This is a genomic window from Microbulbifer aestuariivivens, from assembly GCF_039545115.1.
Taxonomy (GTDB): Bacteria; Pseudomonadota; Gammaproteobacteria; order Pseudomonadales; family Cellvibrionaceae; genus Microbulbifer; species Microbulbifer aestuariivivens.
In genome coordinates, this window is sequence record NZ_BAABRT010000001.1 from 126786 (window position 1) to 139388 (window position 12603).

The following is a 12603-nucleotide window of genomic DNA, read 5'->3' on the forward strand; positions in this document are numbered from 1 at the left end:
AATAAAACAGTAAAACAATGATGAAGCCGCAGTTAGAGCAGTTAGAGCAGAAATGGAAAAGCCTGCCTCCGGGTGATCAAAAGGCGCTGGGTCTTTTGGGTATCTTCCTCGGTGGTCTCTTTATCATCTATGGACTCTTTTTACCCGCCAAGCACTATTTTGATGGGGCCCAGATGCGCGCAGAGGGCGCCCAGGAACTGCTGCAGTGGATGGAGAGCAAGCGTCCATTACTGATGCAAATTGGCGCATCTCGTGAGCCGGCCGGCCCTGGTGGCACCCTGCTGCAGAGAGTCACTGCGGAAGCCGGCCGCAGCAAAATCGCCATCAAGCGTTTTGAGCCGGAAGGTGAAGGGCGCGTTCGCCTGTGGATCGAGCGGGCGCGCTATCAGGATCTGCAGCTGTGGATGAACAGCCTTCTGCAGCAGGGCATCAGTATCCATACGGTGAATCTGGATAGCGTCGGTGAGGAGGGGGTGGTATCCGCCCGGCTGGCACTGGAAGGTTGATTGCACAGTAATTCCCGCCGCTAGCAGCCCGTGATCACAGATCCCCATGGCTACCGGCATACGGATCGGTCGGTAGCGATTTTTGAGCCGGTTTTTTGCCCGATAATTCGATTTAATTGACCTTTGATCTGTATAAGGCTTTAGGTTGATCTAATTTCTAGAACTTTTTTCGCTGGGCGCGTGTCTTGGCGCTCAGTGATTGTCCTGCGCGTATCTGGCATAAATTGCCCCGAAGGGCCCTATACTCAAGGTAGCTTGAAGAAATAGGTGCCAATATGCTCTTTAAAGATACCGCCACCAGCCACTTGGTCGAAGTCGCCGATATCGTCACACTCTCCAATCCCTATGAGTTGACGGTTGTGGGCCGCTATCTCTGGGGCGAAGAGATTCAGGATCCGGAAGTGTTCGACAAGACCCAGCTTAGCTTTCTGTCGGGAGAGGCGCTGCCGCGCTGTTGGCATGACAGCCGCTACCGCGACCGGGAAGTGCGCCGCCTGCGCTGCGGCACAAGGGCGGCGGAAGACAGCGACTACTACCAGGGCGCCTGAAGCCGGGAGGCTCGAACCCGGTGACCGGGGCCAGGAGACTTTAAGCCCGAAGCAAGGGCTTGATTCACTGAAGAAAGTTCAAGCCCGGGTGGCTGAAACCGGGTGGGCCGAAACCGGTTGGCCCAAACATTGGTAATTTGAATCTGCCCCTTGCTCACGGGGGAGATCTGGGCGGTGACAGCATCGGGCTGAAGGGCAGTCGGGCACTGGCGCTGTTCACCTCATGAATATCCCTGTAAAATGCGCGCCAATTTTTAAGCGGGCAGTTACATGTCGTTTGAGCAGTTTGAAGAGTATTCCCTCTGGCTTGGGGTTGGCGGGTTGATGCTCTTTATGGTCTTTATTGTCTGGAATCTGGCAAAAGAGTCTGAAGCGGGGCGTTTTGGCACCTTTATTCTTTTTATTGCCCTGGGTTTCGGTCTGCTCGGTTTCGTTATCAAGACCGTCCTCGTCGAAGCGATGGGTATCGGCTAATCAACCACCGCGGTTTACCGCCCCGAGATAGTGGGTGTGGGAAACTCACATCGCACTGTTGCGGGTCTCCCTGAAGAGCTTCCGCGACGGCGGAACGGGGTAAACTGCGCATTGGGAAGGGATTCATGCCCATATTTGATCGTCCCGAGCTAAAGGTTCAAAAAGATCGTCGTGTCTGCCGTGTGACAGATACGCGTATCGCCAAGTACAGCCGCCGGGGAATGCTGCTTTCCCTGATTGCGTTTGTGGTTGCAATCGCCATTGGCGACCTGCGCATTGTGGCGCCGCGACTGCTGCTTATGCTGGGCATTGGCCTGGTGCTGCTCACACTGTGGCGCGGCTATTATGTGTTTCGCTTTGCCGCCCTTTACGCCACCGGCCCCAATCGCTGGCGTCACCGCTATTTCCTCGCCACTACCGCCGGTGCGCTCTGGTGGGGACTGATTCTTCTCTGCCATGTGTGGCTGCTGGGTTTCGCCCCTGAGACCCACTTCCTGTGGCTCTATACGGTGATTTTCTGCTCCAGTGTCACCTCGGTTTTCTCTCCCTACTACCGTTTTCTGGGCTGGTTTATCGGCGCCTCACTGCTGCCGGCATCGCTGATGGCCTTTATCTCCGGTGATGTTCTCGGCGCCATCTACGGCTTCCTGACGGTTGCCTTTGTATGGCTGACGGTGCACCAGGGGCGACGGGATTCCGAAAACTACTGGGATCGGCTGTCGGCAATGCAGAACCTGCAGACTCGGGCCAGCAACCTGGCGGCGGCGCGAAAGCACTCCGAGGCAGCGGTTGAGCTGACCAATGAATTCGTCACCAATATCGGTCAGGAGTTTCGCAGTCAGCTGTCGGACTCCCTCGGCGCTCTGGCGCTGCTGGAGGCCGAACCGCTGTCGCAGCGTCAGCGTGAGTGGGTGCAGTTGTCGAAAAATGCGGGCAGCCAACAGCTCAAGCTGGTCGACAACGTGGGACTGTTCACCCGTGTTGCGCGCAAGGATATCCGCCTGCGCCACGGTTCCTTCAATCTGGTTAAAACCATCGAAAAGTCGTTCAAATTTGCCGCGCGAGCTGCTCATCGGCAGCGTTTGGAGTTCAATTTCCAGATAGACGACAACCTGCCGGTGATGGCGATTGGGGATAATCGCAAGACCGCCCAGCTGATCCGCAACCTGGTGGACTCCGCCACCGCTATCGCCCAGGTTGGTGAGCTTTTGGGGCAGGTGAGTTTCCGCCCCATTACCCAGGGGGAAGGCCAGCTGACCATCAGTCTGGTGGATGATGGCCGCGGCGAGATTCTGCCGGACGAAAGCGAACTTTTCGGCGCCTTCTCACGACTCGACACCACCCAGGTCACCACGGGGCTGGGGCTTTCGATCGCCAAAGGCCTGGCTGAAGCCATGGGTGGCTATCTGCAATTGCACTCCTCTGCGGATGGCAACCGCTACCACGTGGAAATCAAGCTCGAGATGGAGCCCAATCAGCGGGTCTATCTCACCCCCGACCGCCGACTGCAGGACTGCGAGGTGCTGCTGTTGCACCAGAAGGGCCTGTTTGTTTCGGGGCTGGCTCAGGTGCTGCGCTCCTTCGGTATGGAGGTTACCTGTCTGAAGTGGCTGCCAGGTTGTTTGCAGGAAGAAGAGGACAAAGTCGTTCGCGCTATTGATAGGCGCCAGCTTATCCTGCTGGCCCCGGCGATGGGTGACGACTCCCTGCTGACAGACATCGCCGGCATCTTCGGCCGCGATGGCGTCGACGTTGAGGGTTGCCCGCTGATCTGTCTGGGTGGCTACGGGCATAAACCGCAGTTTGCGCCTCTGATGCAGGCGGTCCCCGGGGCGGTTTATCTGGGCCGGCCAGTGACCCGCAAGGAACTGCATGACGCGCTGATTAATCGCCTGTTTGGTGCCGCCAAGAAACCGAGCCGGCGCATTGTTTCCAGCAGTGGCGTATCACCGCGACAGCGCAACCTGCTGCTGATCGAGGAGTCCCGCCAGCACCAGGGTGTCACCGAAGAGATGCTGCAGGCACTGGGTTACCGGGTGGATGTTGCCTCCTCGGTGGAGAATGCCCTGGAGCAGCTGCCCGAAGGTGCTTACGACATGGTACTGGTGGATTGCCAGCAGAATACCGAGCACAGTGCGGAAATTATTGAAAGCCTGCGGCACTGGGAGTCAGAGCATACCCCGGAGGACCGGGTGCCGATTATTGCCCTGACCAGCACCACGGAAGAGCAGTTTGAAGGCCGCTGCCTGGCCGCCGGCATGGACGATTACCTGACCAAACCGCTGGCCAAGGACCCCTTGCGGGAAACCCTCGAGCGCTGGCTCGGCGACGACTGAGCCGGTGACTGAACCGGCTATCTGGTTGACCATTTAGTAAACTATTTACTCAAAGGGCAACCTCTAGCCGGGACCAATTTGCTTGTCGCTTTCGTTGCGGGGCAGCCCAAGGGAAATTGCGGCCGCCACAACGAGGAACAGGGCGGAAACCCACAGGCAGGCTGACAGGCCATAAGCCTGGAACAGCCAGCCGGAGAGGACGGTGCCCGCGAGTCGTCCGGCCGCATTGGCCATGTAATAAAACCCCACATCCATCGACACGCCGTCCTCGCGGGCGAAATGCACAATCAGGAAACTGTGCAGACCCGAGTTCACCGCAAACAGCATCCCGAACAGCAAAAGCCCCACAATGATTGTCAGCTGTGCCGGCAGTTCACTGGCCAGCAGCAGTGCCATTGAGGCCGGAATTGCGCTCAGCAGTAGCGCCCAGTGGAAGGCGCTGCGGCCGTCGGGCGCCGTGCCGGTCAGCCGTGGTGCCTGGGACTGCACAATGCCATAGCCCACAATCCACAAGGCGAGAAATCCCCCCACTTGCCAGTGGCTCCAGTCAAACTGGCTGCTCAGATAAACCGGCAGCGCCACCACAAACCAGACATCTCGGGCGGCAAACAGGAAAACCCGCGCTGCGGCAAGCAGGTTGACCCCGCGGCTGCTGGAAAACACATCTCGGAATTTCTGCTTTACTTTGGCCCGGCCAAGGTCGCGTTTCAGCAGCAACAGACTGGCGACCCACACCAGGCTCAGGGCCGCCGCCATCGATGCGATCGCCCCCTCAAAACCCATTGTTGCCAGCAGCAGGCCGCCGAGGAAAAAGCCAATGCCCTTAAGGGCATTCTTGGAGCCGGTGAGCAGCGAAACCCAGTGATACAGCCGCCCCGGCTGGTCACCCGGCACCAGCAATTTGATCGCGCTCTTGGCGCTCATCTTGTTGAGGTCCTTGGCGATGCCGGATAGCGCCTGGGCGAACATTACCCACGGCACAGCAAGGAGTGGTTGCGGCACCAGCAGCATCGCCAGCGCCAATACCTGCAGGCCGAGGCCGATATTCATGGTGCGATTGAGACCGACCCTGGCGCCGAGCCAGCCGCCGAGCAAGTTGGTCACCACGCCGAACGCCTCGTAGAAAACAAACAGCAGGGCGATCTGCAGCGGGCTGTAACCAAGGCCGTGAAAATACAGCACCACCAGCATACGCAGGGCGCCGTCGGTCAGCGTAAAGGCCCAGTAGTTTGCGGTAACAACGAGATACTGGCGAAGCGCGGAGGGCAGATTAGCGAGCATAGTCGTGGGCATATTGGCGGGCATATTGGAGGGCATAGTGGTGGAGATAGTGGCGAAAGTGGTTTTAATCGGTTATGGCGGGTGACTGGCGTCAGGCGGCAATCACCGGCTGGAAAAGCGCAAAATTGCCGCTGGCAATGCGTGACGATACCGGCAGGAAGTTTTCGCCAGGCAGCCGCCACAGGCACTCTCAGGGACCGCCGATATCCGCCCCCAACAGGCACTCCGGTGTCAGCGGTGGGCAGGCTAGGCGCTGGCCACTCGCTGCGCCAGCTCAATAGTGCGGTTGGCATAACCCCACTCATTGTCATACCAGACGTAGAGTTTTACCTGGGTGCCATTCACCACCATGGTGGAGGGTGCATCGACAATACCGGAGCGCGGGTCGGTGCGGTAATCGATGCTCACCAGTGGCCGCTCTTCGTACCCAAGGATGCCGCAGAGCTCGCCCGCCGCGGCCTCCTGCAGCATCGCGTTCACCTCACTGACAGAGGTTTCTCTCTCTACTTCGAAGACGCAATCGGTCAGCGAAGCGTTTGCCAGGGGCACCCGCACCGCATGGCCATTCAGCCGCCCCTTTAGTTCGGGGAATATCTCCGTGATCGCGGTGGCGCTGCCGGTGGTGGTCGGAATCAGACTCATTCCGCAGGCTCGGGCGCGGCGTAAATCCTTGTGCGGCGCATCCAGAATCACCTGGGTGTTGGTGATGTCGTGGATGGTGGTCATGGAGCCATGGCGGATGCCCAGCCGCTCGTGCAGCACCTTGACCACTGGTGCCAGGCAGTTGGTGGTGCAGGAAGCGGCGGTCACAACCCTGTGCTGCGTGGGGTCATAGAGGTCGTCGTTGACACCCAGAACGATATTCAATACATCCGGGGCCTTAACCGGCGCCGTCACCACCACGCGTTTGACGCCCTGCTCAAGATAGGACTCCAGCAGCTGCCGCTCGCGCATTTTGCCCGAGGCCTCGATAACCAGATCACAGCTGGACCAGTCTGTATCCTCAATGGTGAGGTTTCGCGAGCAACTGATGCGGTGGCCGGCCACCGCAATGGTGTCCCCATCGGCGATCGCTTCCCGGGGGCTGCGGCCGTGAACGGAATCAAAATTGAGCAGGTGGGCGAGGGTGGCGGCATCCGCCGCCGGATCGTTGATATGCACAAACTGCAGTGCCGGGTTGTCGATGCCGGCGCGAAGCGCCAGCCTCCCGATACGCCCGAAGCCGTTGATGCCGATCTTGATCGCCATGAGTTCCTCTCTGCTCTAATCAGTGTTTGTGTATCCAGCGCGAATGTGGGTGTGCCGCACCATGCGCTGTCACGCAATCGTGACCGTTACCCAAATCGTGTGTTGCTGCAAAGCCGCGCCCGCTCGGGCCGCGCCCCCATGCGTGCGAGCCGCTGTCGGTCATGCGCAAAGGTATTGGACGCTGACTCAAGGGTGGCTGCCAAAACTGATCTGGCCCAGTCGTCGAGGCCGCTGGCAAGCCGGTAGAAGACCCATTTCCCCCTTCTCTCATCATCGAGTAATTCCGCGGCGCGCAGCAGGGCCAGGTGGCGGGAAACCTTGGGCTGGCTTTCCGCAAGGGCCGCTGTCAATTCGCAGACGCACAGCTCTCCCTCTGCGGCGACAAGCATCAGGATTCTAAGGCGCGTCTCCTCGCCAAGATGTTTATAAAGCTCGATGGGCTCCATGGAATGGATCGCCGGGGATAATGTGACCAAGCGGGATCATATGCGTCTTCGCGTATGTATGGAAGAGCAAACAGGCGAACGCGATATGGCCCGCAGGTAGCGATGAATCGAAAAATATCTAACCAGATATGTGGGACAGGTGGGGGGAGATGGCAGCCGCTGGAGGCTGCGGTGGAGCCTATTGCGCTGAAGTGTAGTGCTGCGAGTTTACTGCGGTGAAAACTCCAGCCCAATAACTGGAAAGACGGGCGGGCGCCGTTATGGCGCCCGCATACGGCTCCGCTGCCGAGGCTTTAGAGCTGGAATTAGAGCTGGAATTTCGCCCACACCGGGGCGTGGTCGCTGGGGCGCTCCATGCCGCGGATATCGTAATCAACGCCGGCATCGATACAGCATCCCGCCAGGGGCTGGCTGGCGAGAATCAGGTCGATGCGCAGTCCGCGCTTCGGTTCCCGGTCGAAGCCGCGGCTGCGATAATCGAACCAGCTGAAGATGTCGCTGGTTTCGGGGTGCAGCTGGCGGAATGTGTCGACCAGTCCCCAGCCCTCGACCTTCTGCAGCCACTCCCGCTCCTCGGGCAGGAAACTGCACTTGCCGTCCCGCAGCCAGCGTTTGCGGTTGGGCTCGCCGATGCCGATATCCAGGTCTGTGGGCGAGATGTTCATGTCGCCGATCACCAGTACTGGGGCTTCGGGCTTGCAGTGCTGGTCCAGGTATTGGCTCAGGTCGGCGTAATACTTGCGCTTGGCCGGAAACTTGGTTGGATGCTCCCGGTTTTCCCCCTGGGGGAAGTAACCGTTGATCACAGTCAGGGGCTCACTGGCGCCAATGTCGAACTTGCCGGCCACCAGTCGTCGCTGAGCCTCGGCGTCGTCACCGGGAAAACCGTACTGCCGTTCGAGAAAAGGCAGCCTGGACAGCATGGCGACGCCGTAGTGTGTCTTCTGACCAAAGAAGATCACCTCGTAGCCGAGGTCCCGTACCGCGTCCACGGGGAACTCCTCGTCGGTCACTTTGGTCTCCTGCAGGCCGATGATGTCCGGCGCATGATTCTCGACCAGCGCCTCCAGCTGGTGCAGGCGCGCGCGAATGCTGTTGACGTTAAAGGAAACGACTTTCACTTCTCTCCCCCAAAAATAAAAAAGGCCGGGTGTACCCAGCCTGTGTGGCGTTCAAGTGTGCGAATTATACGGAAATTTCCCCCGGCTGGCCGGGATTTCACCGACCAGCCGGGGAATGAAGATCAGAAGTTGGCAACCTGTGGCGGCGTCTTGGCGATCTTCTCGGACAGGCCAATAAAGTCGGCCATGATGTAGCCTGCCTCGTTGAGGATGGGATCGCTCTCCAGCTTGATCTCCACCGGGCCACCAATGGCAGTGGTGTCTTCGGACTCGCTCTTCTCGTAGGCCTCGAAGTTTTCATACGGCTCGAGTCCCTTGGCGATACGGCGGCGGTTTTCCAGCACCAGCATCTGCTGGTTGAGGTCCTCACGCTCCTGCTCGCGGGCCATTTCATTGAGCGATACGAATTTACGGTCGGCGCGTTCGCTGTCCAGGCGGAAATGCTCGCGCAGGAATACAAAGTCCGGATCGACGGCGGTGCGCTGGGTATGCTTGCTGATCAGGTCCGGCAGCAGGTCCTTCAGGTTGAAGTATTTGGCGTGCGGCACTGCGTGGATACGATCCCAGGGCAGGGCGGAGTCGTAGGCGCTCTCGCCGACACTTTCCGCATCAATCAGCTGGGGCATGGGAATGTCAGGTGTTACCCCGGCATGCTGCGTGCTGTCGCCGGACACCCGGTAGAATTTGGACTGGGTAATTTTCAGCTGCCCCTCTTTGAGCGGCGCCATGGTCTGAACGGTACCCTTTCCGAATGACTGGTTGCCCACCACCAGGCCGCGATTGTAATCCTGAATGGCGCCGGCAAAGATCTCCGACGCCGAGGCGGACAGACGGTTAATCAGCACCATCAGCGGCCCGCGGTACATGGCCCGGGAGCGGGAGCGATTGTGTCGCGAGATCTGCTCGTTGGCATGGCGAATCTGCACCACCGGGCCCTGGTCAATAAACAGGTCGGTGAGCATGGTGGCCTCCTGCAGGGAGCCGCCGCCATTGTTGCGCAGGTCGAGGATAATGCCGTCGACCCCTTCTTCTTTCAGCTCGTTAAGCAGGCGCGCCACGTCGCGCGTGGTGCTTTTGTAGTTGGGGTCGCGGCGGCGATAGGCCTCAAAATCGATATAAAACGTGGGCAGGTTGATCACGCCGATCTTGAAGGTCTGGTCGCCATCAGAGAACTCGAAGGTGGCTTTTTTCGCTGCCTGGTCTTCCAGCTTGACCTTGCTGCGCTTGATCAGAACCGTACGGTGGCTGCCGTCACCGCCGGCGGGTATGGTTTCCAGGCGGACATAGGTGCCGGCGGAGCCGCGGATCAGATCCACCACATCGTCGAGGCGCCAGCCCACGACATCGACCATTTCACCTTCCTTGTCCTGGCCAACGGCGACGATCTTGTCATTCGGCTTGACCTTGCCATTGCGATCGGCGGGCCCACCGGCCACCAGACGGGCGACTTTGGTGTATTCGTCTTCCATCTGCAGAACCGCGCCGATGCCCTCGAGGGAGAGGGACATGCTCATATTGAAGTTTTCCAGCGACCTCGGCGACAGGTAGTTGCTGTGCGGGTCGTACAGGCGGGTCAGCGAGTTCATATACAGCTCGAACACATCGTCGCTGTTCTGCTGGCCGATTCGCTTGACCTGCCCCTGGTAGCGGCGGGTCAGCAGATCCTGAATCTCCTCGTCTGTCTTGCCGGTGAGGCGCAGGTTCAGCACGCTGGACTTGAGGCGCTTGCGCCACAGTTCGTCTGCCTCGCTGATGGAGGCTGGCCAGGCGCTGTCCTCACGGTCCAGCAGCAGGTTCTCGTCGCGGGTGAAATCGAACTTGGGCAGGCCCTTCTCCAACTGGGAGAGGATGTTTTCCAGCCGGTCCGACATACGCAGCCGGTAGCGGTTATAGATGTTGAAACCCGCAGTGACCTGGCCGGCGCGCAGCTGATCGTCCAGCTTGTCGCGCCATTGGCGGAACTCGGCGATATCCGAGGCGAGAAAATAACTGCGCGTGGGGTCGAGTGTGTCGATGTACTCATCCCACAGATCGGCGGACATCTCGTCGCCGACTTTCAGCTTGTTGTAATGCAGCATTTCCAGTTTGCCGACGATCTCACGGGCGGTGCCGCCGTGGTCGTCTTCTGGCTGTAGCGCGTCCTCTGCGGCCAGGGCACCAAAGGGCAGGGCCGTCAGGGCTGTCAGCAGCAATCCTGAAAAAAACGTGGCGATCCGGTTGGTCAGCATAAGGAGTCTCTTTATACGTCCTACTTCTTCATTGCGCCCAATGACTGTATACCCAGAGGGCATAGCCATGGCGACTTATAGCTTAGGACAAGTATAAAGGCTGAAAGCTCCAAAGGGCATGAATTGCCACGAATACGAGATGAATGGTGTCAGGGGCGCGTGTTAAGAAAAACAAACTTGCACGCTGACTGCGGTTTGTAAATTTGTTTTCCAACCGCCTTGCTGTGATGTGCGTGCTACAGGGTGCGCGCAGCAGACTTGGCTGACCATAATTTGCACAGCGGGCAGGGGCTTTACCCGCCCCGGCTTCATGACTATTGAGCCACTTTCGGCAGGCGCAGGCTTGGGGAGTACATAAGCATCTCGATCAGGGTATCCATACAGCGCTCGCCCAGCTGGGCCAGGTCCCGCTCATCCGGCTGCAGAAGCCAATCATCCAAAAGGCCGAGAAATGCCCCGTGCAGTATGGTGGCCGCCAAATGCACATCCAGGTCTGCCGGCAGTTGCTCCCGGGCAACCGCGTCACTCAATAGCTGGCGCATACGTGCCACGGCATCCTGGCGGCAATCGAGCATGCGTTGGCGAATCTCGCCGCTTTCGGTCACCAGTTCACAGCGGTGCATGATGATGTCGAGAATCTGTTGCCACTGCCGGTTGCTGGCCACTTCCTGAAACAGCCACAGCCAGCGAGTGCGCAGAATCCCGAGGGGATTGAGACAGGGGTCGTCACTGGCACCGGCACCCTCGCAGAGCTGTTCGCCGGGCAGCTGTACCCGCTCCGCCAGTGCGTTAAACAGGTCGGCTTTATTGCGGAAGTGCCCGTAAATCGCACCGCGGGTAACGCCGGCGAGTTCGGCCACCTCAGTCAGCGAGGGGCGGGCGACACCCTGCTGGTGAAATACCGTGATGGCCGCATCCAGAATGCGTTCACGGGTCTCGAGTGCGTCTTCTTTTCTGCGTCTCACCACTTGGACAATTTCCCCTCTTAACTCACCAGGCTCCCTGGCACACGGCCGGCGGCAGCAGTGGCCGCAGCGTTGTGCCGCTCCCGCGCTGCGCTTGCCGCAGGCGATCGGGGCGGCAGTCTAATCCATATTCATGCATGAATGAATACTTGCAGGGATGACAGGCGCACAGATAGAATGCGTGCAAAATCAACCATTCAAACCTGTCTAAAAGAACAGAGCATTCATGGCGGGTACACACCGGGTCACCGGTTACAGAGAGGTAATCATGCGGAAATGGTATCTGATCCCGGGCCTGCTGGCCGCCCTGTCACTGATGACGGCATGCGGCCAGGAGCGGGGCCAAAGGCCGGCCATGGTGCCCGAAGTTGAAGTGGTCACGCTTGCGCACCAGCCCGTTACCCTGACCCGCGAACTCCCCGGGCGAACCAACCCCTTCAGGGTGGCCGAGGTGCGCCCGCAGGTGCACGGCATTGTGGAGGAGCAGCTGTTCCGTGAAGGTGGCCTGGTGGATGCCGGTCAACCGCTCTACCAGTTGGATGACGCCACTTATCAGGCTGACTACAAAAGCGCCCTGGCTGAACTGCAGAGTGCCCGTGCCGAACAGAATGTGGCGCGGCTGAATGCGGAGCGTATTGGCAGCCTGGTCGAGAGTGGTGCGGTCAGCGCACAGGATAATGACAGAGCCCAGGCGGCGCTGCAGCAGGCCGAAGCGGCGGTTGCGAAAGCCAGCGCCGCGGTAGAGCGTGTCAGGGTCAGCCTGGACTATGCCCGCATCAGCGCCCCCATCGCCGGTCGGATCGGTAAATCCAGTGTGACTCAGGGCGCCCTGGTTACCGCCAATCAGGCGGGGGCCCTGGCCACCATCCAGCAGCTTGACCCCATCTATGTGGATCTGAACCAATCCACCAGTGAACTGCTGAACCTTCGCCGTGCCGTTGATGCCGGCCGGGTGCAGGATGCCCGCGATCTGCCGGTAACGATTCTGCTGGACGACGGCTCCGCCTATGAACACCGCGGACAGCTGGAATTTGCCGAGGCCCGTGTTGACCCGAGTACCGGCAGTGTACTGCTGCGTGTGGTGGTTCCGAATCCCGAACACCTGCTCCTGCCCGGCATGTATGTGCGCGCGGTCATTGGCAGTGGCGTGCGCGAAGAGGCCATCCTTGTGCCCCAGCAGGGCGTGAGCCGCGATCCCAAGGGCAACACCAATGCCATGGTGGTCAATGCTGAAGGCCAGGTGGAGGTGCGCCCGATCACCGTAAGCCAGACCGTGGGCGACAGCTGGCTGGTGGAAGAGGGGCTGAAAGCCGGCGAGCGGGTGATCGTCGCCGGCCTGCAGAAAGTGCGCCCCGGCGCCACCGTGACAGTTGTCGAGTCCGAGCGCACAGCGCCAAACAGCCAACAGCGGGCGGCATCTCCCGAAGCCACCGCCGCAGCGGATTCCTGA

The 12603-nt window shown here is 59.7% G+C and carries 11 protein-coding genes; 5 read left to right on the plus strand and 6 right to left on the minus strand.

Going from position 1 to position 12603, the window contains the following annotated elements; translation table 11 throughout:
* Nucleotides 1–17: 17 nt before the first annotated feature.
* From gspM to ABEA58_RS00525, 4 genes are all read left to right on the plus strand, one after another.
* The gene (gene gspM, locus ABEA58_RS00510; protein WP_345547779.1) at nucleotides 18–506 is read left to right on the plus strand and encodes a type II secretion system protein GspM; all 489 of its coding nucleotides are present in this window, start codon (nucleotides 18–20) and stop codon (nucleotides 504–506) included.
* 275 nt (nucleotides 507–781) lie between these two features.
* Complete coding sequence (locus ABEA58_RS00515; protein ID WP_345547781.1) at nucleotides 782–1054, plus strand: acetyltransferase; 273 nt, start codon at nucleotides 782–784, stop codon at nucleotides 1052–1054.
* Between the two features lie 270 nt (nucleotides 1055–1324).
* Entirely contained in the window at nucleotides 1325–1528 is a 204-nt protein-coding gene (locus tag ABEA58_RS00520) for a DUF2788 domain-containing protein (protein WP_345547783.1), read from the plus strand.
* A 182-nt stretch (nucleotides 1529–1710) separates the two neighbouring features.
* A complete protein-coding gene (locus ABEA58_RS00525; protein ID WP_345547784.1) occupies nucleotides 1711–3864 on the plus strand; it encodes a hybrid sensor histidine kinase/response regulator in 2154 nt (717 codons plus the stop codon).
* 63 nt (nucleotides 3865–3927) lie between these two features.
* On the opposite strand, the gene arsJ is transcribed toward ABEA58_RS00525, so the two are convergent.
* The 6 genes from arsJ to ABEA58_RS00555 all read right to left on the minus strand — a co-directional run bounded on the left by arsJ (nucleotide 3928) and on the right by ABEA58_RS00555 (nucleotide 11153).
* Nucleotides 3928–5157 carry an organoarsenical effux MFS transporter ArsJ gene (arsJ, locus tag ABEA58_RS00530; RefSeq protein ID WP_345547786.1) on the minus strand — a complete coding sequence of 410 codons (1230 nt, stop codon included), beginning with the start codon at nucleotides 5155–5157 and terminating at the stop codon, nucleotides 3928–3930.
* A 234-nt stretch (nucleotides 5158–5391) separates the two neighbouring features.
* Nucleotides 5392–6393 carry an ArsJ-associated glyceraldehyde-3-phosphate dehydrogenase gene (locus ABEA58_RS00535; protein WP_345547788.1) on the minus strand — a complete coding sequence of 334 codons (1002 nt, stop codon included), beginning with the start codon at nucleotides 6391–6393 and terminating at the stop codon, nucleotides 5392–5394.
* Between the two features lie 86 nt (nucleotides 6394–6479).
* Nucleotides 6480–6839: a metalloregulator ArsR/SmtB family transcription factor gene (locus ABEA58_RS00540; protein WP_345547790.1), complete on the minus strand. Its 360-nt coding sequence runs from the start codon at nucleotides 6837–6839 to the stop codon at nucleotides 6480–6482.
* Nucleotides 6840–7144: 305 nt separating this feature from the next.
* Nucleotides 7145–7960 carry an exodeoxyribonuclease III gene (xthA, locus tag ABEA58_RS00545; protein WP_345547792.1) on the minus strand — a complete coding sequence of 272 codons (816 nt, stop codon included), beginning with the start codon at nucleotides 7958–7960 and terminating at the stop codon, nucleotides 7145–7147.
* Nucleotides 7961–8082: 122 nt separating this feature from the next.
* Nucleotides 8083–10188, minus strand: coding sequence for a carboxy terminal-processing peptidase (locus ABEA58_RS00550; protein WP_345547793.1), 2106 nt, complete (start codon nucleotides 10186–10188; stop codon nucleotides 8083–8085).
* 314 nt (nucleotides 10189–10502) lie between these two features.
* On the minus strand, nucleotides 10503–11153 hold the full coding sequence (locus ABEA58_RS00555; protein ID WP_345547795.1) for a TetR family transcriptional regulator: 651 nt from the start codon (nucleotides 11151–11153) through the stop codon (nucleotides 10503–10505).
* Between the two features lie 268 nt (nucleotides 11154–11421).
* Here ABEA58_RS00555 and ABEA58_RS00560 point away from each other — a divergent pair, with 268 nt between their 5' ends.
* Complete coding sequence (locus tag ABEA58_RS00560; RefSeq protein ID WP_345547797.1) at nucleotides 11422–12603, plus strand: efflux RND transporter periplasmic adaptor subunit; 1182 nt, start codon at nucleotides 11422–11424, stop codon at nucleotides 12601–12603.